The following is a 21272-nucleotide window of genomic DNA, read 5'->3' as shown; positions in this document are numbered from 1 at the left end:
GGGGGACCCTGTGGGAGAGTAGGACGCCGCCGAACAAATTTTGGGGAAAGCCCCGCACCAGACTCTTCAGAGTCACGGTGCGGGGCTTTTCTGCGTTTAAGGTCGAGTCATGCGCTACGACCTCATCATCTTCGACAACGACGGCGTGCTCGTCGACAGCGAGCCGATCTCGAACACCATCCTGTCCGGGTATCTCACCGAGCTCGGCCATCCCACCTCGTACGAGGAATCCCTCCGTGACTACATGGGGGCCGCCGTCCATCGCGTACACGATGTGATCCAGGAGCGGACCGGGCAGGTGCTGCCGGTCGACTTCGACGAGACGCTGCACGCTCGGATTTTCGCGGCTTTCGAGCGCGAATTGCAGCCCGTCGCGGGGGTCACGGACGTACTCGGGAAGCTTGTGGCGGACGGGGTGGCTTACTGCGTGGCGTCGTCCGGGACGCATGAGCGGATCCGGGTGGGGCATCGCACGACCGGGCTCGACGAGTGGTTCGAGGACGAGTGGGTGTTCTCGTCGGAGGACGTCGGGCGGGGCAAGCCGGCGCCGGACCTGTTCCTGCACGCTGCCGAGCGGATGGGCGTGGCGCCCGGGCGGTGTGTCGTCGTCGAGGACAGCAGGCTCGGGGTCCAGGCCGCGCGGGCCGCGGGGATGGATGTGTACGGGTTCACGGCGATGACGCCCGCCGAGCGGCTGGAGGGGGCCAATGGGTACTTCGACGACATGGGGCAGCTGCTCGGATTGCTCGGGTGATCTCTCTACCCAGGAGTAAGTAACGGCCCTAGGCTGTGCCGCCATGACAGACGCACGCCTGCGGCACGGCAGGGCGTCCCTGGCGGTGAGTTTCTTCGCGCAGGGCATGGCCTTCGCCCTCCTGGTGACCCGCATACCCGCGATCCAGGACCGGTACGGGATATCCGACGGGCTGCTGCCCGTCTTCCTGGCGGCCGTGCCGATCCTCGCGGGGGTCGGCAGCGTCTGCACCGAGCAGTTGATCAAGCGGGTCCGGCCCAGCGTGGTGCTGCGGTTCGCCCAGCCCGCCGTGCTCCTGGCGCTGCTCGGGGCCGGCGCGGGCGACCGGATGTGGCAGGCCGCGTTGTCGCTCGGCGCGTTCGGGCTTTCGGTGGGGGCGCTCGATGCGTCCATGAACATGCTGGGGGTCAGTCTCCAGCGGACGTACGGGCGCAGCATCATGCTCGGGTTCCACGCCTCGTACAGCCTCGGGGGGATCGGGGGTGCCTCGCTCGCCTGGGTGGGGGCGCACTGGCATTTCTCGCTGCTCGTGTCGTATCTGCCCGTCGTGGCCGTGCTGCTGCCGGTGTGTCTGGTCGCGAGCCGGTGGTACGTGGACGGGGAGCCGGCCGGGGCCGCGGTGGAGCGGGCCGAGGGGGCCAGGCCCGTCGTCTTCCGGCTGCTGCTGCCGCTGTGCCTGGTGATGAGCTTCGCGTACATCGGGGACTCGACCGTCTCCAACTGGAGTGCCAAGTACCTCCAGGACACCCTGGGCAGCTCCGAGCAGCTGTCGACCGTTCCGTACAACGTCTACATGGTCACCACGCTGCTCGGGCGGGCCGCCGGGGACTTCGGGGTGCGGCGGTTCGGGGCGGTGGCCGTGGTGCGGTTCGGGACGGTGCTCGCGGCGGCCGGGTTCGGGGTGGTGGCGGCCGCGCCCGGGGCCTGGGCGGGGATGGCCGGATTCACACTGCTCGGGTTCGGGCTGTGCGTGATCGTGCCGCAGACGTTCGCCGCGGCCGGGCGGCTGTTTCCGGACGCCAGCGACGCGGCGGTCGCCCGGCTCAACATCTTCAACTACGTGGGTTTCCTCGTCGGCTCGCCGCTCGTGGGGGCGCTGGGGGACGCCTGGAGTTACCGCGGGGCGATGCTCGTGCCGATGGTTCTGGTGCTGCTGACGCTGGTGTACGCCCGCTCGTTCGGCTCCGAGGCCGCCCGATACGGTGGCGGGCATGAGCGGCCGCGCACTGTTGATGTGGGATGAAGCTGTCACGCGCTACGACTTCGGGTCGAGCCACCCGATGGATCCGGTACGGCTCGCGCTGACCATGAGTCTGGTGCGTGCGTACGGGCTCGACAAGCAGATGGATGTCGTTGCCGCGCCGCCGGCCGGGGACTCCACGCTGCGGCTCGTGCACCGGCAGGACTACGTCGACGCGGTGCGGGCGGCGTCGGCGGATCCGGGAGCCGCCGACGCGTCGTACGGGCTCGGGACGATGGACGATCCCGCCTTCGCCGGGATGCACGAGGCTTCCGCGCTGATCGCCGGGCAGTCCGTCGCCGCGGCCGAGGCGGTCTGGGCGGGGGAGGCCGCGCACGCGGTCAACTTCGCGGGCGGGCTGCACCACGCCATGCCGGGCGGGGCGGCCGGGTTCTGCATCTACAACGATGCGGCGCTGGCCATCGCGCGGCTGTTGGAGCTCGGCGCCGAGCGGGTCGCGTACGTGGACGTGGACGTGCACCACGGGGACGGGGTGCAGGCGGCGTTCTGGGAGGATCCGCGGGTCCTGACGATCTCGCTGCACGAGCATCCCCGGCTGCTGTTTCCCGGGACCGGGTGGCCGGAGGAGACCGGCGCGGAGGGGGCCGGTGAGGGGTCCGCGGTCAATGTCGCGCTGCCGGCGGGGACGGGGGACGAGGGGTGGCTGCGGGCGTTCCACGCGGTGGTGCCCGAGCTGATCGCCGATTTCCGGCCGCAGGTCCTTGTCACTCAGCACGGGGCCGACACGCACTTCGAGGATCCGCTGGCTCATCTGGCCGTATCGCTCGATGCGCAGCGGGCGGTGCAGGCGGCCTGCCACTCGCTGGCCCACGAGTACGTCGAGGGGGCGAAGTGGGTCGCGCTCGGCGGTGGGGGTTATGCGGTGGTGGATGTGGTGCCGCGGTCCTGGACGCACCTGGTGGGGATCGCGGGGCATGTTCCTCTCGACCCCGAGTCGGTGATTCCTGCGTCCTGGCGGGATGAAGTGTTCGCGCGTACGCGGGAGTTGGGGCCGGGGCGGATGACGGACGGGCGGGCCGTGTCGTGGCGGTCGTGGGATGAGGGGTACGACCCCGCGGATCGGCTGGACCAGGCGGTGCTGGCCGCTCGGCGGGCGGCGTTTCCGTTGCGGGGGTTGCTGGCGTAGGGGGTCTTCCCCACCCCGCCCCTTCCCGGGAAGGGGCGGGGTGGGGAGCTCCTCCTGTGGGCAGCCCGCGTTACGCCAACTGTGGGGCGATGGCTGGGTTTTGGCCCGCGCTCCACCCCCCTGCGGGAGCATCGACGGGTGTTGAGCATCGGCGCGCTGCGGGCGCATCTTCTGGCGGCCAGGCTGGCCGGGCCCGTGGCGACCTCGCGGGAGGAGAGTCTGCGGAGCTATCGGCTGTTCGCGGCTCGCGATCCCCGGGTCACGCTCGGGCTCGACCCCGAATGGGGGTGGGGCGAGCGGGACTTGTTGCGGCTGATGGCGGACAAATGTGGGGTGAGTGACGACCCGGGGCATGTGAGTGGGCCCGATGTCATTGATCCTGAGCGGACGTTGGCGGGGCTCGACGCCTTCGCGGTACGGATCGGAGAGGTGGCCGCGCGGCGCGGCGCGGTGCTGCTCGGGACCGGGCATCCGCACCGGCTGCTCGGGTTCTACGCCGCCCTGGCGGACGCTTTGTCGGCGGCGGGGTGCCCTGTTCTCACCCCCGCGCAGGGTAGCTCTGTCGACATAACGACCCGGTTCGGGGTACGTACGTACAACCTTGACTACGTACGAGGAGTCGCGTTGGTGCGGGAACCCGGCGCGCGGGGAGCCGGGAGCGAGACCGGCGCGCACACCCATTCTCCGCTCCCGGTTCGGGTCGCCCTGGGGGCCTCGGCGGGGGGTTCCGGACAGGTTCCCGATCTCGTGATCGGAGATCACGGATGGGTCTGCGGGGCAGGTCAGCTGGGCATTGAGGCCGTCGGGCTCGCCGATACGGACGACCCCGCGCTGTTCGTCGGCGAGGCCGAGGGGCGGGTGGCCGTGGCCGTTCCGCTTGATGACGCTGTGCGGTCTGATTACTACCGGCCGCTTACTCGCTATGTACTCAATCGAGCGTGTCTGTCACAGTAGGCGGCCGATGGCAGCTCCTCTTCCCCACTCGCACCACCCGCCCCTAGTCTGGGGAGTGAGCGCACAGCGACGTTGAGTCACCGGAGGGGAAGCCGGTGCGCGTTGGGTGCGGAAGGTACAGGTGGGTCATGGCTGCAGACCAGAGGCCTCTCAACGAGGTCGTGTTCCTTACCGTGGCGGAGGTCGCCTCGGTGATGCGAGTGTCAAAGATGACCGTGTACCGCTTGGTGCACAGCGGTCATCTGCCCGCGATCCGGGTGGGCAGGTCCTTCCGGGTTCCGGAACAGGCAGTTCAGGAGTACCTCCGCGAGTCCTTTGTGGGGGTGGAGACGGCCTGAGGGGGACCCGCGCTCCCCTCGGATTACGTCCCTCACTCGGCGGCAGGTAGGCTAGGCCGACGTAGGTCGTGTGGGCCCAGACGCCCCGCACCGAGTGAGAAGAAGTGAGCGAGGGTAGTCGTGGGCTCTGTTATCAAGAAGCGGCGCAAGCGGATGGCCAAGAAGAAGCACCGCAAGCTGCTCAAGCGCACGCGCGTTCAGCGTCGCAACAAGAAGTAAGCGAACGCTGTTCGTGAGATCGCAGCCCTCCCGCCGCATTGTCGGTGGGAGGGCTGTGGCGTACACGGACGCAGTTTCTCGGCCATGCGCGCGCACGTGGTCATCGCCGCGCAACATCCAGCGGCTACGGTGGCGCTCAGGGCGTAGGGACGTACCGAAGGCCGAAGGAAGGCGCTGATCTTGGGGAAGGTCGTGCTCGTCACCGGAGTGGCCCGGCAACTGGGCAGCCGTCTTGTGCGGCGGATCCAGCGGGATCCCGAGGTCGACCGGGTGATCGGGGTCGATGCGGTCCGGCCGGGGCACCGTCTGGGTGGTGCCGATTTCGTACAGGCGGACATCCGCCAGCCGGCGATAGCGAAGGTGCTCGCCGAGCACGAGGTGGACACCGTCGTGCACATGGATGTGACCGGGACGCCGCTGAGCTCGGGCGGCGGGCGCACCACGGTCAAGGAAACCAATGTCATCGGCACGATGCAGCTGCTCGGCGCCTGCCAGAAGTCGCCGACGGTCAAGCGGCTCGTCGTGAAGTCGAGTACGAGCGTGTACGGGTCCGCGCCGCGCGACCCCGCGGTGTTCACCGAGACGACGCCCCCGAAGTCGCTGCCCAGCGGGGGCTTCGCGAAGGACGCCGTCGAGGTCGAGGGGTATGTGCGCGGCTTCGCCCGGCGCCGGCCCGACGTGGCGGTGTGCGTGCTCCGCTTCGCGAACATCCTGGGGGCGAGCGCCGACTCGCCGCTCGCCGAGTACTTCTCGCTGCCGGTCCTGCCGACGGTGCTCGGCTACGACCCGCGGCTCCAGTTCGTCCACGAGGACGACGTGATCGACGTGCTGCGGATAGCGGCGGGCGAGCCGCGCCGAGGGACGCTCAACAGCGGGACCTTCAACGTCGCGGGGGAGGGCGTGCTGCTGCTCTCGCAGTGTTCGCGGCGGCTCGGACGGCCCACGGTGCCGGTGCTGCTCCCGGCGGTCCGCTGGGTCGGCACCGCGCTCAGGACGGTCGGGGTCACCGATTTCTCGCCGGAGCAGATTCGTTTGCTCACGCACGGCCGGGTGGTCAGCACGGCCCAGATGCGCGAGACACTGGGCTACGAACCCAAATACACGACCGCCGAGACCTTCGCGGACTTCGCCCGCAGCCGGGGCCCGGGGCTGCTGCCCCCGGACTCGCTGGCCAGGGCCGTGGACCGGGTGGCGGGGCTGCCGTTCGCGCCCTTCCCCGGCGGGGCCCTCGCCGGGGCCACCACCCCTTCGAACGCGGAATGAGGAGCGCACCAACGATGGCGGACGCCAAGGTCATCCCGTTCGACGACGACCGCTCGCGCCAGAGCGCGCAGCGCACCGGCCGCAGGCGCCCGGTCCCGGGCCGCCGCAAGGCCGAGCCCGGGCCGCAGCCGCTCGGCACCCCCACCGCCCCGGTCAGTACCCTGCCCGGGGCGCAGGAGGCCGTGGAGCAGGCCTCCGGGACCCGCGCGGCGGACCGGCAGGAACAGCGCGGCGGCTGGGACCGGCGCATCGCGGGCGGCCTGTCGTTCCTGCGGCGGCGGATCACCGGCGAGTACGACGTCGACGAGTTCGGCTACGACAAGGAGCTCACCGACCAGGTCCTGATGTCGATCCTGCGGCCCTTCTACGACAAGTACTTCCGGGTGGAGGTCAAGGGCGTCGAGAACATCCCGGCCGAGGGCGGGGCGCTGGTCGTCGCCAACCACTCCGGGACGCTGCCGCTGGACGGGCTGATGATGCAGGTGGCCGTCCACGACCACCACCCGGCGGGGCGGCATCTGCGGCTGCTCGCGGCCGACCTGGTGTTCATGCTGCCGGTCGTCAACGAGCTGGCCCGCAAGGCCGGGCACACCCTGGCCTGCTCGGAGGACGCCCAGGCGCTCCTGGAGCGGGGTGAGGTCGTCGGCGTGATGCCGGAGGGGTTCAAGGGCATCGGCAAGCCGTTCGGCGAGCGGTACAAGCTGCAGCGCTTCGGCCGGGGCGGCTTCGTGTCGACCGCGCTGAAGGCGGGCACGCCCATCGTGCCGTGCTCGATCGTGGGCGCCGAGGAGATCTACCCGATGATCGGGAACTCCAAGACGCTGGCCCGCCTGCTCGGATTCCCGTACTTCCCGATCACGCCGACGTTCCCGTGGCTGGGGCCCGCGGGTCTGGTGCCGCTGCCGACGAAGTGGACGATCCAGTTCGGTGAGCCGATCCCGACCGACGGGTATCCGCCGGAGGCGGCCGAGGACCCGATGCTGATGTTCAACCTCACCGACCAGGTGCGGGAGCAGATCCAGCACACGCTGTACAAGCTGCTCGTACAGCGGCGGTCCGTGTTCTTCTGAGCCGTTCTTCCGAGCCGAGCGTTTCCTGAGCCCTTTTCAGAGCCCTTTTCAGGCTCTTCCGGGCTCGTACGCGTGGGAGGGGCCGGGGTTTCCCGGCCCCTCCCACGCGTCTGTACGCGACCTCTACTCCGCCTTGTCCGTGTCGATGCCCAGGCCCGGCAGCAGGCCGGGCAGGAGCGGGGGCAGGGTGACGTCCGGCACCGGGGGCTTGTTGTTGGAGGACTTGCCGGACGGGGCGGGGACGATGCCGCCGCCCGTGCCCGGCTCGAACAGACCGCCGGTGTTGCCGCCGAGCAGGCCCTCGCTGGAGGGCGAGCCGGAGGGCTGCGGCTTTCCGCCGGTGGCCGGGGCGCTGTGACCGGATCCGGGGGCCGAGGACGGCGTGGCCGGGCGGGCGGTGCCCGAGGTGCTGCCCGAGTGCGAGGAGCCCTGTCGGGTGTGCGTCGTGGACGACGTCTTGGGCAGCAGCGACTGCAGCGGGCCGACCTCCTGGTCTATGGCGGCGAAGACCGAACTCACCTTGTCGCCGACGTCGGTCAGCTGGGCGGGCAGCTTGCCGCGGAGCTTGCTCCAGCTCTCGCGATGGGCCTGGGCGAAGGAGTTCAGGGCGGCCATGGGGCCGATCGAACCGTCCTTCGCATAGGCCTGGTGCAGCAGGCGGTGGCCCTCGGAGGCGTCGTGCTCCATGCCGCTGAGGGCGCGCCGCACCTCGCCCAGCTGCTCGTGGTCGAGGTCGCCCGCGCGGCCCCGCTCCATCAGGCGTCTCGCCTCGGAGAGCCGGGTCGAGGCCTGGTCGAGGTAGAGCTCGCCCCGGCTGGCGTCGTCGTCGGCCAGGTTGAGCTTGAGGTCCTCCATGCCGCGTTTCAGCCCGTACAGGGAATCACCGGGAAGGGCGTCGGAGCTGGCAGCGGCCACGCCGCTGAACGCTCCCGCGGCCACACCGATGCTGAGTCCGCCCGCCGCAATGCCCTTGGACCAGCGGGAGCGGGGTCGCAATTTCCGGAGCGACGTCGCCCGGTGGGCGCCGCGGCCGGTCCGCTGCTCGGGCACCTGAGGGTCGGCGGCACCGCCGCCGGCGAACATCCGCTCCATCTCGGCCATGAGCAGCGCCCGCTGCTCGACCTTGACCTGCGGGTCCATCTCCGGTTTCGGCAGTTCGCCGAGCCCACCCGCCAGGGTCGACAGCCTGCCGGTCTCGGCCTGATCGGCCGGACCGCTCTCGGGTGTCTCCTGGTCGGCCGCCGAGGCTTCTTCCAGGGCCTGGGCGAAGGCGTTCGCCCGCCGGTGCGCCGATACGTTCGCGATCACTGGCGGCACCTCCTCTCGTCATCACGGTCGACTCCCCAAGGGGCCTGGAAGGTTGCACGCCTTGAGCACATCCACACGATCGAGTGAGCGGCTGTGGACATGGCGTGACCACAGGGAGCCTTCATCCCGCACAACGACGGACGCGGCACTTGGGTTACGGACGAAGGATGATCGGACCACAGCGTCATCGGGTGCTCACGGACGGCGTGTCGGACCCGCCTGGGGCGGGTCGGCGGGTGGTGTCCGGACGGGCCGGGCGGTCAGCGGGCGTCGTCCGGCAGGAGCCGGGCGAGGGTGCGCACGGCCCGGTACTGGAGGGTCTTGATCGCGCCCTCGTTCTTGCCCATGACACGGGCGGTCTCGGCGACCGAGAGGCCCTGGAGGAAGCGCAGGGTGACGCACTCCTGCTGCTGCGGATTGAGCTTGCGTACGGCTTCGAGCAGGGCGGCGTTGGAGAGCGACTCCAGGACGGAGTCCTCGGGGGAGCGCTCGACCTCGTTGGCGTCGAGCATTTCGCCGGTGGTCACTTCGAGCCGGAAACGGCTCGACTTGAAGTGGTCGGCGACCAGATTGCGCGCGATCGTGACCAGCCAGGCGCCGAAGTCGCGGCCCTGCCAGGTGAAGGTGGAGATCCGGCGCAGGGCGCGCAGGAACGTCTCGCTGGTGAGGTCCTCGGCCGTCGCCTTGCCGCCGACGCGGTAGTAGATGTAGCGGTAGACGGTGTCGCTGTACTGGTCGTAGAGCCGTCCGAAGGCGTCGGCCTCGCCCGCTTGGGCGCGCTCGACGAGGTCCATCATGCGGGCGCTGTCGCTGTCGGCGGTGGGCCGGCGGGCGGTGGGCGTCGCGGACGTGCCCGTGCTGCGGCCGCCGCTCCGTCTACCGACTGCGGCACCACCGTCGGCCAGGGCATAGCAGGGCCCGACGGGTGTTGCGGTGGCGAAGGCAGGGGCGCCGGCGTACGCGGTGGGGACGAATACGCGCAGGCGGTCGACGACCGCCCCGCGCAGCGTAGCCAGGCCCGAGGCGTCAACCCCGACGTGTGGGTACACGGGACTCCCAGAGGCAGAGCTTCCATCACGTGCAGTGCGGAACTGTTCACCCATCGTGGCGATGTGCGGGTTCCGGATTGCGTCTGAGGAGAATAACGCTTCGTGCAGGGAGCGCTACACCCAGTTGCTCAAATCGTCGATTCCGTCGCTTCTGTTACGTCTATGCGTCTGTTCAAGTCGCACATAGTGACCGGAAGTTGATCGGAATGCTTTCGGATTTGTCCGTGACGGGGATCTGTTGTGCCCGGGTGTGGGTAACGGGGCTGGCGAGCCAAGGGGGATGGGGACGAAACCCCCGCAATCGAATATTCCGGCGGCTGACGCCGCGGGCGGCCGCCGCGGCCGCCCGTTGACTGCGGACAGTGGCCGACTAGCGGCGGCGGCGGTGCAGGGCGACGGCCGCGGCCGTGCCGCCCGCGAGCGCGCCGACGCCGGCCGCGGCCGGGATGCCGACCTTCGCGGCCTTGCGTCCGGTGCGGTAGTCGCGCAGCCGCCACTCGCGCGCGCGGGCGTGTTTGCGGAGTTTGGCGTCCGGGTTGATGGCGTAGGGGTGGCCGACGAGCGAGAGCATCGGGATGTCGTTGTGCGAGTCGCTGTACGCGGCGCAGCGGGTCAGGTCGAGCCCCTCGGCGGCGGCGAGCGCCCGGACGGCCTCGGCCTTGGCGGGCCCGTGCAGGGGCTCGCCCACCAGGCGTCCCGTATAAACGCCGTCCACGGACTCGGCGACCGTGCCGAGCGCGCCGGTCAGGCCCAGGCGCCGGGCGATGATCGTGGCGGTCTCGACGGGTGCGGCCGTCACCAGCCAGACCTTCTGGCCCGCGTCCAGGTGGGCCTGGGCGAGTGCGCGGGTGCCGGGCCAGATGCGGTCGGCCATGTACTCGTCGTAGATCTCCTCGCCGATGGACATCAGCTCGGAGACGCGGTGGCCCTTGACGATGGACAGCGCGCTGTCGCGGGCGTCCTGCATGTGCTCGGGGTCCTCGACGCCGGCGAGCCGGAACCAGGCCTGCTGCCAGGCGAAGCGCGCCAGCTCGCGGCGCTGGAAGAACTTCCTCTTGTACAGGCCCCGGCCGAAGTGGAAGAGGGCGGCGCCCTGCATCACGGTGTTGTCGAGGTCGAAGAAGGCGGCGGCGAGATCGTCCCCGACGACGGGGAACTCGGGCTCCGACGGTGTCTCGTCGTCCGTGGCCTGCGCCAGTTCCGCCAGCTCTGCCAGTTCCTGCGAGGACTTGCGGGCTGCCTCGGCTGCGGCCTCGCCGGCCAGCACGCTGCGTGCTGTCGCCGAGCGCCTACGAGGGGTGAGCCATCCCAGTGCGGCCATGCCGTGAGCATAGCCAGTCTGTTCGGAACTTCCCGACTCGCCGGGGAGCGATGGCGTGAACTCTGCGAGGCCGCCGTGTTAAACGGACGATCCGGGCTTATGGGTCCCCGGGGCGGGTCGGGGGTTGGAGAATGGGAGGCATGAGTCCCTTGCTGCGACGTACGAAGAAGCCGGGCGGGAACCCTGCCGACCGGGTGGTCACGCTGATCGGGAAGCCCGGCTGCCATCTCTGCGACGACGCCCAGGAGGTGATCGAGGCCGTGTGTGCCGAGACGGGTGCGGCCTGGGAGAAGAAGGACATCACCCAGGACGAGGCGCTGTACAAGGAGTACTGGGAGCAGATTCCGGTCGTCCTGGTCGACGGTGAGCAGCACACCTTCTGGCGCGTGGATCCCGTACGTCTCAGAGGCGCATTGACCGGTTGAACGTTTGGCGTGCTCCGGGCGTGGGCGGTTGAACAGCCAAATGATGGGGTTCGCGATAGTTGCGGTTACCATCATGGTCGTTTTGCTGTGGTTCGGGGGTATCGCTGTGAGGAGTGTGTGCGGCTTTGCCCCCTTCGGGTCCTGAACGGACTGAACCCGTCTGTGGTTCCGCGATTCCCTCCTCGGGTCGCGTGAGCCCGGTCACTTTGCTCGGACAAAGCGGACACCATCTTTGTGCACGCGTTCACAAAGACATAGCCTGCATCCGACGGGGCGGCCCTGGGACATGTGGCCGCCTGCAGCCCCGCTCATCCCGCAGGAGCACCGTGGCAACTGGCCGAACTCACCGACCGGCGACCCGAAGCCGAGGAATCCCCGAGGCCACCGTCGCCAGGCTTCCGCTGTATCTGCGTGCGCTCACCGGACTCTCGGAGCGCTCCGTGCCGACGGTCTCCTCGGAGGAACTCGCGGCCGCCGCGGGGGTCAACTCCGCGAAGCTGCGCAAGGACTTCTCGTACCTGGGCTCGTACGGCACCCGCGGTGTCGGGTACGACGTCGAGTATCTCGTCTACCAGATCTCCCGGGAACTGGGCCTGACCCAGGACTGGCCGGTTGTCATCGTCGGTATCGGTAACCTCGGCGCGGCCCTCGCCAACTACGGCGGCTTCGCCTCGCGCGGTTTCCGGGTCGCGGCGCTGATAGACGCCGACCCCGCAATGGCCGGAAAGCCGGTGGCCGGGATGCCGGTGCAGCACACCGACGACCTGGAGAAGATCATCAGCGAGAACGGGGTCTCGATCGGGGTCATCGCGACCCCGGCGGGCGCCGCTCAGCAGGTCTGCGACCGCCTCGTCGCGGCCGGAGTGACCTCCATCCTCAACTTCGCGCCGACCGTCCTGTCGGTGCCCGAGGGCGTCGACGTGCGCAAGGTCGACCTCTCCATCGAGCTTCAGATCCTCGCCTTCCACGAGCAGCGCAAGGCCGGCGAGGAAGCCGCCGTCGCCGAGGCCGCGGCCGCCGTGGTGCCGCCGGTGCGTGCCGCGGGCAATGGCCGGAAGGGACCGGACGGGGACATGCCCGCCGTGATGCCGGCATGAGCCTCCTGGTCGTCGGCCTCAGCCACCGCAGCGCCCCCGTCAGCGTCCTGGAGCGGGCCTCCCTCTCCGCGGACGCGCAGGCCAAGCTGCTTCACGACACCCTCGCCGCAGAGCCCGCCGCCGAGGCCGCGGTGCTGGCCACCTGCAACCGCATCGAGCTGTACGCGGACGTGGACAAGTTCCACGCCGGTGTCGCCGAGCTCTCCACGCTGCTCGCCCAGCACAGCGGCGTCGGCCTCGAAGAGCTCACCCCTTATCTCTATGTGCACTACGAGGACCGGGCCGTCCACCACCTCTTCTCGGTGGCCTGCGGGCTCGACTCCATGGTCGTCGGCGAGGGGCAGATCCTCGGGCAGATCAAGGACACCCTCGCGCTCGGGCAGGAACTGCACACCGCCGGGCGGCTGTTGAACGACCTGTTCCAGCAGGCGCTGCGGGTCGGCAAGCGCGCCCACAGCGAGACCGGGATCGACCGGGCCGGGCAGTCGCTCGTCACCTTCGGTCTGGAGCAGCTCGCCGCCGGGGCGTCCGTCGAGGACTGGGTCAAGGGCAAGCGGGCGCTGGTCATCGGCGCCGGTTCGATGTCTTCGCTGGCCGCCGCGACGCTGGCCCGCACCGGTGTCGACGAGATCGTGGTGGCCAACCGGACGCACGCCCGCGCGGAGCGGCTCGTCGAGATCCTCGGCGAGGCGGGCACGGCCGCGCGCGCCGTCGCGATGGCCGATGTCGCACGGGAACTGACACGAGTCGACATCGCGGTGTCCTGCACCGGGGCGACGGGCCTGGTGCTGACCGGCGAGGCCGTCGCCACCGCGCTCGGCCTGCCGCCGCTGGCCCCGGCCGCCGACCCCGCCACGGTGGCCCGCCTCTCGGACGCCGACCGCACCGCCCTCGCCGAGGTCGCCGCCGCCGAACGCGCGGGCCTGCTCGCCGGCGGTACGGTGCCGGACGACGCCGCGAACGAGGCTGGAGCCGTACGTTCCGAAGCCCCCGCGCCCGACGCCGCGGGCTGCCCGGTGGACCTGGCCGCCCTCGCCGACGCGGGCATCACCTTCGCCGGGCCCGGCGTGGACGCCCTGAACACGGCCCCGGCTGTCGACGTCAACTCCCTTGAACTGCACGGCAGTTGGGCCGAGCGGGCGGAGCGGCCGCAGACCGGTGCCGGGCGCGGTGGTGCCGTACCGGCCGGGCCCGTGAAGCTGGCGCTGCTCGACCTCGCCATGCCGCGCGACATCGACGCCGCCGTGCACCGCATCCCCGGGGTGCGGCTCGTCGACATCGAGTCGCTCGCCGAGGCCTCGGCCGACGCGCCGATGGCCGCCGATGTGGACCAGGTGCGCTCGATCGTCTCCGACGAGGTGGCCGCGTTCGGCGCCGCCCAGCGGGCCGCGCACATCACGCCGACCGTCGTCGCGCTGCGCGCCATGGCCGCCGAGGTCGTGGCCGGGGAGGTCGCACGCCTGGAGGGCCGGCTCCCGGACCTCGACGACAAGCAGCGCTCCGAGGTCACCCAGACCGTGCGCCGCGTCGTCGACAAGCTTCTGCACGCACCGACCGTGCGGATCAAGCAGCTCGCCGCCGAACCCGGTGGCGCCGGGTACGCGGACGCGCTGCGCACTCTCTTCGACCTCGACCCGGAGACGGTGGCCGCCGTCTCCAGGGCCGATCTGAACGACGCCGATGTCAAGAACCGAGGGCGGTCATGACCGAGAAAGCACTGAGACTCGGGACCAGGCGCAGCAAGCTCGCCATGGCCCAGTCCGGCCATGTGGCCGACGCCGTACGGCAGTTGACCGGGCGTCCCGTCGAGCTGGTGGAGATCACCACGTACGGCGACACCTCGCGTGAGCACCTCGCGCAGATCGGCGGCACCGGTGTGTTCGTCGTGGCGCTGCGCGACGCGCTGCTGCGCGGCGAGGTCGACTTCGCGGTGCACTCCCTCAAGGACCTGCCCACCGCCGAGCACCCCGACCTGGTGCTCGCCGCCATCCCGGTGCGCGAGGACCCGCGCGACGTGCTGGTCGCCCGCGACGGTCTGACCTTCGACCAGCTTCCGGACGGCGCCCGCATCGGCACCGGTTCGCCGCGGCGGATGGCGCAGCTCAACGCGTACGCCCGCAGCCACGGCCGCACCATCGAGTGCGTGCCGATCCGCGGCAACATCGACACCCGCGTCGGTTACGTCACCAAGGGCGAGCTCGACGCGGTGGTCCTGGCCGCCGCCGGGCTCAACCGCATCGGACGCTCCGACGTGGTGACCGACTTCCTGTCGGTCGACACCGTTTTGCCCGCCCCCGGCCAGGGGGCCCTGGCGATCGAGTGCACGGCGGCCGACGCCGGACTCGCCGCCGCGCTCGCCGAGCTCGACGACCCGTTCACGCGGGCCGCCGTGACCGCCGAGCGGTCCCTGCTCGCCGCCCTGGAGGCCGGCTGCAGCGCACCTGTGGGCGCGTTGGCCGACCTTCTGGCCGACGGGCAGATTGTTCATGAGATGCGCCTGCGCGGAGTGGTCGGTACCACCGACGGTTCTTCGCTGGTGCAGCTGTCCACCACCGGTCCCGTACCCACGTCGCACGACGAAGCGATGGCCCTCGGACGCGAACTCGCGGACGAGATGCTCGCCAAGGGTGCGGCCGGTCTTATGGGGGAGCGAGCACTTTGAGCCCCACCACCCACCCCACCGCCGCCGGAAACGTCACCTTCCTCGGTGCCGGTCCCGGAGACCCCGGACTTCTGACGCTGCGCGCCGTGGAGGCGCTGGCGTCGGCCGACGTCCTGATCGCCGAGCCCGCTGTGCTCGACGTTGTTCGCGCGCATGCGCGGGCAGGTGTGGACACACCTCAGCTGACGGTAGTGGACGAGGCGTCAACTACCGCCGGTATCCCGGTGTTGCGGGACGCCGCCAATCTTGTCATGGAGGCCGCGCGCTCCGGCAGGCGGGTCGTCCGTGCGGTCTCCGGCGACCCGGGCCTCGACGGCGACGCGGCCGGCGAGATGCTGGTCTGCGCCTCCGAGGGCATCCCCTTCGAGGTGGTGCCGGGCGTGGCCGCCGCGGTCGGCGTGCCCGCGTACGCCGGTGTCCCGCTGAGCGGGTCCGGCGGCGCCGACGTCCGCTTCGTCGACGCCCGGACCGCTTCCGAGCGGTGCTGGGCCGAGGTCGGCGCGAGCGACGGCACGGTGGTGGTGTCGACGACCCTGGAGACCGTCGCGGCCGCGGCCGGCGAGCTGGTCTCCGCGGGCCGCAAGCCCGACACCCCGATGACCGTGACGATCGCGGGCACCACCACGCGCCAGCGGACCTGGTCCGCGACGCTCGGCTCGGTCGCCCAGGTGCTCAAGCAGGCGAAGGTGCTGCCCTCGCCGGACGGGCACCAGGCCGTCATAGCCGTGGTCGGCGAGCGCAGTGCCCCTGCTCAGCGCGACCAGCTGTCGTGGTTCGAGTCCAAGCCGCTGTTCGGCTGGCGCGTACTCGTCCCGCGCACGAAGGAGCAGGCGGCTTCGCTCTCCGACCAGTTGAGGTCCTACGGTGCGGTGCCGCACGAGGTGCCGACCATCGCGGTCGAGCCTCCCCGCACGCCGCAGCAGATGGAACGCGCGGTCAAGGGCCTGGTGACGGGCCGGTACGAGTGGATCGCGTTCACCTCGGTCAACGCGGTGAAGGCGGTGCGCGAGAAGTTCGAGGAGTACGGTCTCGACGCCCGGGCGTTCGCCGGCATCAAGGTCGCCGCGGTGGGCGAGCAGACGGCCGCCTCGCTGGTCGAGTTCGGCGTCAAGCCGGACCTCGTACCGAGCGGCGAGCAGTCCGCGGCCGGCCTCCTGGAGGACTGGCCGCCCTACGACCCGGTCTTCGACCCGATCGACCGCGTCTTCCTGCCGCGCGCCGACATCGCCACCGAGACGCTGGTGGCAGGCCTGATCGAGCTCGGCTGGGAGGTCGACGACGTCACGGCGTACCGGACGGTGCGCGCGTCGCCCCCGCCGGCGGACACGCGCGAGGCGATCAAGGGGGGCGGGTTCGACGCGGTTCTCTTCACGTCTTCGTCGACGGTGCGGAACCTTGTCGGCATCGCCGGCAAGCCGCACAACGTGACCGTGATCGCGTGTATTGGCCCTGCTACGGCCAAGACGGCGGAGGAGCACGGGCTGCGGGTGGATGTGATGGCTCCGGAGCCGTCGGTCCACAAGCTGGCGCAGGCGCTTGCGGACTTCGGGGCGGCTCGGCGTGACGCGGCGGTGTCCGCGGGCGAGCACGTGACCCGGCCGAGCGAGCGCCGCCCTGGGGCGCGGCGCCGCCGCACGACGTAGCCCGGGGTGCGATGGGGGGCGCCCCGGCCAAGGGTGCCGGGCTCCCCAAGGGTGCTGGGGCTCCGCCCCAGACCCCGTTGGCCCCTCCCCGCCCCTTCCCGCTGTGACACTCTGCGGCTCCGCCGCGTGGCCTCCGGGGGTGGGTGGGTTCGGCTGCGGCCGGTGGGGGCTGGTCGCGCAGTTCCCCGCGCCCCTGGCAGGGTTGTCCCTAGCCGCATCGGTTCTGGTCGGCAGCGGCATCTTCAGCCCGTCCGGCGTTTGAGGACGAGCGGCCTTCAGGCGCGAACGGGGTCCGGGGCGGAGCCCCGGCACACCCTGGTCGGCGGCAACCCCGCCCCCGGAGGCCACGCGGCGGAGCCGCAGAGGGTCACAGCGGGGAGGGGCGGGGTGGGGGAAAGCGCCCTCCCCGGCGGCGTAGCGTAGGGGCATGACGTACGGATCCTTCCCCGGGGCCCGGCCCCGTCGGCTGCGCACCACCCCCACCATGCGCCGCATGGTCGCCGAGACCCGCCTGCACCCCGCCGACCTCATCCTCCCCGCCTTCGTGCGGGAGGGCGTCGCCGAGCCCGTTCCGATCCAGGCCATGCCGGGTGTCGTGCAGCACTCCCTCGACACGCTGCGCAAGGCCGCCGTCGAGGCCGTCTCCGCAGGGGTCTCCGGGATCATGCTCTTCGGGGTGCCGGAGGACGAGAAGAAGGACGCCGCCGGGACCGCCGGGACGGACCCGGACGGGATCCTCCAGGTCGCCATCCGCGCCGTGAAGGAAGAGGTCGGCGACGACCTCGTCATCATGTCCGACCTCTGCCTCGACGAGTACACCGACCACGGACACTGCGGCGTGCTCGATGACCAGGGGCGCGTCGACAACGACGCCACTCTGGAGCGCTACGCCGAGATGGCCCAGGTCCAGGCCGACGCCGGAGTCCACGTCGTGGGTCCCTCCGGGATGATGGACGGCCAAGTCGGCGTCATCCGCGACGCGTTGGACCAGACCGGGCACGAAGACGTCTCCATCCTGGCCTACACCGCCAAGTACTCCTCCGCCTTCTACGGGCCCTTCCGCGAGGCCGTCGGGTCCTCCCTGCGCGGGGACCGCAAGACCTACCAGCAGGACCCCGCCAACACCCGTGAATCCATGCGCGAGTTGGCGCTCGACCTCGACGAGGGCGCCGACATGGTCATGGTCAAGCCGGCCGGGCCCTACCTCGACATCCTCGCCAAGGTCGCCGCGTCCGTGGACGTGCCGGTCGCCGCGTACCAGATCAGCGGCGAGTACGCGATGATCGAGGCCGCCGCCGAGAAGGGCTGGATCGAGCGCGACCGGGCGATCCTGGAGACCCTGACCGGCATCAAGCGTGCCGGTGCCCACATGATCCTCACGTACTGGGCGACCGAGGTGGCCAAGGGGCTCTAGGTCCCGCGAAGCCACCAAGTCCCTTTACCGCTGGTGCAGTTGGCGGGACGCAGTCAGCGCGCCCAGTACCAGCGGCATGGACTCCCTGGCGGCGGCCACGTACACCGGCGTGCCGCCGTCCTGGCACTCCAGGACCAGCCAGTTGTCGCCCACGTTCAGATCGCGGGGGTCCGTCCGGTACGGCGGGCGGACCCTCAGCGGTTCCAGCGTGGCCGGTACGGGCTTGGGGTGCAGGCGGTAGTTCGGGTCGGGGATGATCGACAGGCCGTCTGCGGCGGCTATCAGGTAGCCGCCGCCCAGAACGCCCCCGTACGGGACGTCGCCCCGCACGATCCCCGGGAAGAAGGTCTCTCCGTCCGGGACGGCCGATGCGATCGTGATGGTGTCCGTGCTCTTGCGTGCGTCGGCGCGGCGGAGGCCCAAGGCTGTCAGCGCGCAGGCCGCCGCGACGACCACCCCCACCACCCCGTACGCCAGCAGCGCCGCCCGCCACCCGTGGGTGACCCACGGGAGCAGGCCGCCCGCCGCGCCGAGGGCCATCGTGCCCACGATCAGGACTCCCGGCTGCCACGGGTACCGCAGCCGGGTCGTGGCGTAACTCCGGGCCCACCAGAGGCCGATCAGGATCAGGCCGAGGCCCGCCGAGCCCAGGCCCAGACCCCAGGCCAGGAACAGCCGGTACGCGCCGCGCGGGTCGGCGGCCGTGTACCAGCGTGCGTTCGCCCAGTCGGTGTACCGGACCGAGCCCTCCCAGTACGTGACGTGGATCCGCTTCCCGGCCAGCCCGTCGAACGAGTGCGATTGGTCCGGGCCGAAGTAGAGGGTGGGCGTGCTGCCCTCGGCGGTCTTCACGTACATCCAGTGGGCGGGCGTCTTGCCGCTCTTCGTTCTGGTGCGCTCGATCACCGCCGGTACGGAGTGCAGGCAGTCGGTGGCGGTCGCTCCCGGCGCGCAGTCCTTCGCCGACCGGAACGCCCGTTCCGTGTCGAGGCGTTGCGGCATCGGCCCGAGCAGCAGCCAGGTCATGACCAGGATCAGGGCCGTGCCGACGGCCGTCGTGCCGATGACCACCGCGGGGTTCTTGGGCAGCGCGGGTGTGGTCGGGGCGGCCTCAGCCCGTCTCTCGTTCATGCGTTCATGGTGCTCCTCGGGTGATCGATCATTGCGTCGAGGGTGCGGCTTCGGAAGTTCTCGGGGGCGCACCGGCAACGAACGGGTGAGTCAGGTGAGTTCGTGGCGGGTGCCGTCGGCGACGGCGTGGAGCTTGTCCGGGTTGGCCACGTTGTGGATGGTCGAGATGCGGCCGTCCGGGCCGAAGTCGAAGGTCATGGTGGCGATCACGCGGTCCGGGCCGTGGAAGACCATGCCCGGGCCGCCGTTGATCCAGGTGAGCTCTCCCCGCATCTGTCCGGGTTCGATGCCCTGGTAGGTCGTGGTGCCGAGCGCGGCGAACCAGCGGGCCACCGTCTCCAGGCCGATGACCGGCTTGAGGGCCTGGCGGACCTTGCCGCCGCCGTCGGTCCACAGCGTCACGTCCGGCGAGAGCAGTTCCATCAGGGTGTTGATGTCGCCGCCCGTCGCTGCCGCGAAGAAGCGCTCGGTGATGTCGCGTTGGCTGGCGCGGTCCGCGGTGAAACGGGGCCGGCGGGCCTGGACGTGCCCGCGGGCGCGGTGCGCGGCCTGCCGGACCGCCGTCTCCGAGCGGTCGACCGCGTCCGCGATCTCCGCGTAGCTGAAGGCGAAGACCTCCTTCAGGACGAAGACCGCGCGCTCCAGGGGGCTCAGCGTCTCCAGGACCACCAGCAGGGCCATGGACACCGAGTCCGCCAGGGCGGCGCCGTCGGCGGTGTCCGGGCCGGTGAGGATCGGCTCGGGCAGCCAGGGCCCGACGTAGGTCTCGCGCTGATGACGCGTCGAACGGAGCCGTTCCATCGCCAGGTTGGAGACGATCCGGGTCAGATATGACTTGGGGTCGGCGACCTGGGAACGGTCGGCCGCCGACCACTTGAACCAGGCGTCCTGGACCAGGTCCTCCGCGTCGGCGGCGGTGCCGAGGATGCGGTAGGCGACGGAGAAGAGCAGGGTGCGGTACTGCTGGAAGGCGAGCTGGTCGGGGCCGGCCTGCTGCGGCTGGGTCACTTGGTGCTCCTGATCCGGGTGTAGCGGCCGCCGTGCGGCCAGAGGGCGCCCGAGGCGGGCATCTTCTTCATGCGGGCGAAGGTCGCCCAAGGCGCGGCGGAGACCGTCTCCTTGTACTTCGCGGCCCGCTTGCCGGTCAGTACGATCCGGCGCGGGCTGTCGTCGGGGTGGGTGAACTGCACGACGGCGTCGTTGCGGCCCAGGCTGACGGGGGTGTGGTAGTAGCCGAAGCGGAACGGCTTGGGCTCCTTGCCGGCCAGGGTCCGCAGGATCGACAGGGCCGCGTGCACGCCGGTGGGCATGCCGCTCTGGCACGTCCCGTGCATCACGCCGTAGCCCTGGGGGACCGCCGCCGCGTCGCCGACGGCGTAGACGTCCGGGTGGGAGACCGAGCGCAGCGCGCTGTCGGTGACCACGCGCCCGCGCTCGTCGACACGCAGCCCCGCGGCGCCTGCCAGCGGCGAGACGCGGGTGCCGCTGGTCCACAGCACCGCGGCCGCCGGGATGCTGGAGCCGTCCGCGAGCTCGACGCTGTCCGGCAGCACCTTGACCACGTCGACGCCGCTGCGCACCCGCACACCGAGCCGGGCGAGCCCGGCGTCCAGGTGGGCCTTGGCCTTGGGGTGCATGCTCGCGCCCGGCTCCTGCCGGCCAAGGAGCACCACCTCCAGCTCCGGGTGCCGCTCGGCGATCTCCGCGGCGGCCTCGATGCCGGTCAGGCCGCTGCCGCCGACCACGACGGTCCCGCCGCCCGGCCGGGTCAGCCGTTCGGCGAAGAGGGCGGCGTCCTGTGGGCCGTTGAGGGTGTAGGCGTGGTCGTCCACGCCGGGTACGGCCACGGTGTCCGCGATGCTGCCCAGGCCGTAGACCAGGGTGTCGTAGTGCAGGACCCGGTCGTCGTCGATCCGCACCGTCTTCGCCCCGGCGTCCACGGCGGTCACCCAGCCGCGGACGAAGACGGCGCCGGTGCCCTCCAGCAGCTCCGGGATGTTCATCTCGGCCGTCTCCTGGCCGGTGGCGGTCATGTGCAGGCGAAGCCGCTCGGTGAAGGTGTCGTAGGGGTTGACCAGCGTCACCCGTACGTTCCCCCGCTTCCTGGTGCGGGCCGCGAGCTGGACCGCTGCGGAGAGCCCGGCATAGCCGGCGCCCAGGACCAGGACCTCGTGCCGCTGCGCTGCTGTCGCGTTCATCGTTCTGTCATCTCCATCGTGTCGGTCGTTCCCGCCGTG

At 71.0% G+C, this 21272-nt stretch carries 20 protein-coding genes; 14 read left to right on the top strand and 6 right to left on the bottom strand.

Annotated elements, in window-relative coordinates; all coding sequences use genetic code 11:
* Positions 1-109: 109 nt before the first annotated feature.
* The 8 genes from ABD346_RS35860 to ABD346_RS35825 all read left to right on the top strand — a co-directional run bounded on the left by ABD346_RS35860 (position 110) and on the right by ABD346_RS35825 (position 6985).
* Positions 110-754: an HAD family hydrolase gene (locus tag ABD346_RS35860; protein ID WP_344380498.1), complete on the top strand. Its 645-nt coding sequence runs from the start codon at positions 110-112 to the stop codon at positions 752-754.
* 43 nt (positions 755-797) lie between these two features.
* Positions 798-1997 carry an MFS transporter gene (locus ABD346_RS35855; RefSeq protein ID WP_344380497.1) on the top strand — a complete coding sequence of 400 codons (1200 nt, stop codon included), beginning with the start codon at positions 798-800 and terminating at the stop codon, positions 1995-1997.
* Positions 1966-3141 (top strand): acetoin utilization protein AcuC, encoded by a 1176-nt coding sequence (locus tag ABD346_RS35850; protein ID WP_344380496.1) that lies wholly within the window; start codon positions 1966-1968, stop codon positions 3139-3141. The genes ABD346_RS35855 and ABD346_RS35850 overlap by 32 nt, the downstream gene beginning before the upstream one ends.
* 138 nt (positions 3142-3279) lie before the next feature.
* Complete coding sequence (locus ABD346_RS35845; RefSeq protein ID WP_189968697.1) at positions 3280-4095, top strand: phosphatase; 816 nt, start codon at positions 3280-3282, stop codon at positions 4093-4095.
* Positions 4096-4223: 128 nt separating this feature from the next.
* On the top strand, positions 4224-4433 hold the full coding sequence (locus ABD346_RS35840; RefSeq protein WP_159047648.1) for a helix-turn-helix domain-containing protein: 210 nt from the start codon (positions 4224-4226) through the stop codon (positions 4431-4433).
* A 120-nt stretch (positions 4434-4553) separates the two neighbouring features.
* The gene (locus ABD346_RS35835; protein WP_003948845.1) at positions 4554-4652 is read left to right on the top strand and encodes a 30S ribosomal protein bS22; all 99 of its coding nucleotides are present in this window, start codon (positions 4554-4556) and stop codon (positions 4650-4652) included.
* Between the two features lie 180 nt (positions 4653-4832).
* Positions 4833-5915 carry an NAD-dependent epimerase/dehydratase family protein gene (locus tag ABD346_RS35830; RefSeq protein WP_344380495.1) on the top strand — a complete coding sequence of 361 codons (1083 nt, stop codon included), beginning with the start codon at positions 4833-4835 and terminating at the stop codon, positions 5913-5915.
* Between the two features lie 14 nt (positions 5916-5929).
* A complete protein-coding gene (locus ABD346_RS35825; protein WP_344380494.1) occupies positions 5930-6985 on the top strand; it encodes a lysophospholipid acyltransferase family protein in 1056 nt (351 codons plus the stop codon).
* A gap of 123 nt (positions 6986-7108) precedes the next feature.
* Here the strand turns inward: ABD346_RS35825 and ABD346_RS35820 are convergent, their stop codons facing one another.
* The 3 genes from ABD346_RS35820 to ABD346_RS35810 form a co-directional block, all read right to left on the bottom strand.
* A complete protein-coding gene (locus ABD346_RS35820) occupies positions 7109-8293 on the bottom strand; it encodes a DUF5667 domain-containing protein (protein WP_344380493.1) in 1185 nt (394 codons plus the stop codon).
* Between the two features lie 260 nt (positions 8294-8553).
* A complete protein-coding gene (locus tag ABD346_RS35815; RefSeq protein WP_053724590.1) occupies positions 8554-9342 on the bottom strand; it encodes an ECF subfamily RNA polymerase sigma factor, BldN family in 789 nt (262 codons plus the stop codon).
* A gap of 370 nt (positions 9343-9712) precedes the next feature.
* Positions 9713-10663 carry an HAD family hydrolase gene (locus ABD346_RS35810; RefSeq protein ID WP_344380492.1) on the bottom strand — a complete coding sequence of 317 codons (951 nt, stop codon included), beginning with the start codon at positions 10661-10663 and terminating at the stop codon, positions 9713-9715.
* A 140-nt stretch (positions 10664-10803) separates the two neighbouring features.
* On the opposite strand from ABD346_RS35810, the gene ABD346_RS35805 reads away from it, so the two are divergent.
* The 6 genes from ABD346_RS35805 to hemB all read left to right on the top strand — a co-directional run bounded on the left by ABD346_RS35805 (position 10804) and on the right by hemB (position 17904).
* Positions 10804-11088, top strand: coding sequence for a glutaredoxin family protein (locus ABD346_RS35805; protein WP_053724588.1), 285 nt, complete (start codon positions 10804-10806; stop codon positions 11086-11088).
* A gap of 326 nt (positions 11089-11414) precedes the next feature.
* Positions 11415-12185 (top strand): redox-sensing transcriptional repressor Rex, encoded by a 771-nt coding sequence (locus ABD346_RS35800; RefSeq protein WP_053724587.1) that lies wholly within the window; start codon positions 11415-11417, stop codon positions 12183-12185.
* Positions 12182-13891, top strand: a complete 1710-nt coding sequence (locus tag ABD346_RS35795; protein ID WP_344380491.1) for a glutamyl-tRNA reductase — start codon at positions 12182-12184, stop codon at positions 13889-13891. The genes ABD346_RS35800 and ABD346_RS35795 overlap by 4 nt, the downstream gene beginning before the upstream one ends.
* Complete coding sequence (gene hemC / locus ABD346_RS35790; protein WP_344380490.1) at positions 13888-14847, top strand: hydroxymethylbilane synthase; 960 nt, start codon at positions 13888-13890, stop codon at positions 14845-14847. Before ABD346_RS35795 ends, hemC begins: the two co-directional genes overlap by 4 nt.
* A complete protein-coding gene (locus ABD346_RS35785; RefSeq protein WP_344380489.1) occupies positions 14844-16490 on the top strand; it encodes a bifunctional uroporphyrinogen-III C-methyltransferase/uroporphyrinogen-III synthase in 1647 nt (548 codons plus the stop codon). The genes hemC and ABD346_RS35785 overlap by 4 nt, the downstream gene beginning before the upstream one ends.
* A gap of 427 nt (positions 16491-16917) precedes the next feature.
* The gene (gene hemB / locus ABD346_RS35780; protein WP_344380488.1) at positions 16918-17904 is read left to right on the top strand and encodes a porphobilinogen synthase; all 987 of its coding nucleotides are present in this window, start codon (positions 16918-16920) and stop codon (positions 17902-17904) included.
* Positions 17905-17928: 24 nt separating this feature from the next.
* On the opposite strand, the gene ABD346_RS35775 is transcribed toward hemB, so the two are convergent.
* The 3 genes from ABD346_RS35775 to ABD346_RS35765 form a co-directional block, all read right to left on the bottom strand.
* On the bottom strand, positions 17929-19035 hold the full coding sequence (locus tag ABD346_RS35775; RefSeq protein ID WP_344380487.1) for a hypothetical protein: 1107 nt from the start codon (positions 19033-19035) through the stop codon (positions 17929-17931).
* A gap of 90 nt (positions 19036-19125) precedes the next feature.
* Positions 19126-20043, bottom strand: a complete 918-nt coding sequence (locus tag ABD346_RS35770; RefSeq protein WP_344380486.1) for an RNA polymerase sigma-70 factor — start codon at positions 20041-20043, stop codon at positions 19126-19128.
* Positions 20040-21233, bottom strand: coding sequence for an NAD(P)/FAD-dependent oxidoreductase (locus ABD346_RS35765; RefSeq protein ID WP_344380485.1), 1194 nt, complete (start codon positions 21231-21233; stop codon positions 20040-20042). The genes ABD346_RS35770 and ABD346_RS35765 overlap by 4 nt, the downstream gene beginning before the upstream one ends.
* Between the last annotated feature and the right edge of the window lie 39 nt (positions 21234-21272).

This window comes from Streptomyces mauvecolor, from assembly GCF_039532965.1.
Lineage (GTDB): Bacteria > Actinomycetota > Actinomycetes > Streptomycetales > Streptomycetaceae > Streptomyces > Streptomyces violascens.
This window is presented reverse-complemented; position numbering and strand designations above follow the sequence as displayed.

What these genes read in the sequence shown, in the direction of transcription:
- ABD346_RS35825 (WP_344380494.1), top strand. Translation starts at nt 5,930, where the DNA reads ATGGCGGACGCCAAGGTCATCCCGTTCGACGACGACCGCTCGCGCCAG.
- ABD346_RS35850 (WP_344380496.1), top strand. Translation starts at nt 1,966, where the DNA reads ATGAGCGGCCGCGCACTGTTGATGTGGGATGAAGCTGTCACGCGCTAC.
- ABD346_RS35795 (WP_344380491.1), top strand. Translation starts at nt 12,182, where the DNA reads ATGAGCCTCCTGGTCGTCGGCCTCAGCCACCGCAGCGCCCCCGTCAGC.
- ABD346_RS35775 (WP_344380487.1), bottom strand. Translation starts at nt 19,035, where the DNA reads ATGAACGAGAGACGGGCTGAGGCCGCCCCGACCACACCCGCGCTGCCC.
- ABD346_RS35840 (WP_159047648.1), top strand. Translation starts at nt 4,224, where the DNA reads ATGGCTGCAGACCAGAGGCCTCTCAACGAGGTCGTGTTCCTTACCGTG.
- ABD346_RS35805 (WP_053724588.1), top strand. Translation starts at nt 10,804, where the DNA reads ATGAGTCCCTTGCTGCGACGTACGAAGAAGCCGGGCGGGAACCCTGCC.
- ABD346_RS35855 (WP_344380497.1), top strand. Translation starts at nt 798, where the DNA reads ATGACAGACGCACGCCTGCGGCACGGCAGGGCGTCCCTGGCGGTGAGT.
- ABD346_RS35765 (WP_344380485.1), bottom strand. Translation starts at nt 21,233, where the DNA reads ATGAACGCGACAGCAGCGCAGCGGCACGAGGTCCTGGTCCTGGGCGCC.
- hemC (WP_344380490.1), top strand. Translation starts at nt 13,888, where the DNA reads ATGACCGAGAAAGCACTGAGACTCGGGACCAGGCGCAGCAAGCTCGCC.
- hemB (WP_344380488.1), top strand. Translation starts at nt 16,918, where the DNA reads ATGACGTACGGATCCTTCCCCGGGGCCCGGCCCCGTCGGCTGCGCACC.
- ABD346_RS35810 (WP_344380492.1), bottom strand. Translation starts at nt 10,663, where the DNA reads ATGGCCGCACTGGGATGGCTCACCCCTCGTAGGCGCTCGGCGACAGCA.
- ABD346_RS35860 (WP_344380498.1), top strand. Translation starts at nt 110, where the DNA reads ATGCGCTACGACCTCATCATCTTCGACAACGACGGCGTGCTCGTCGAC.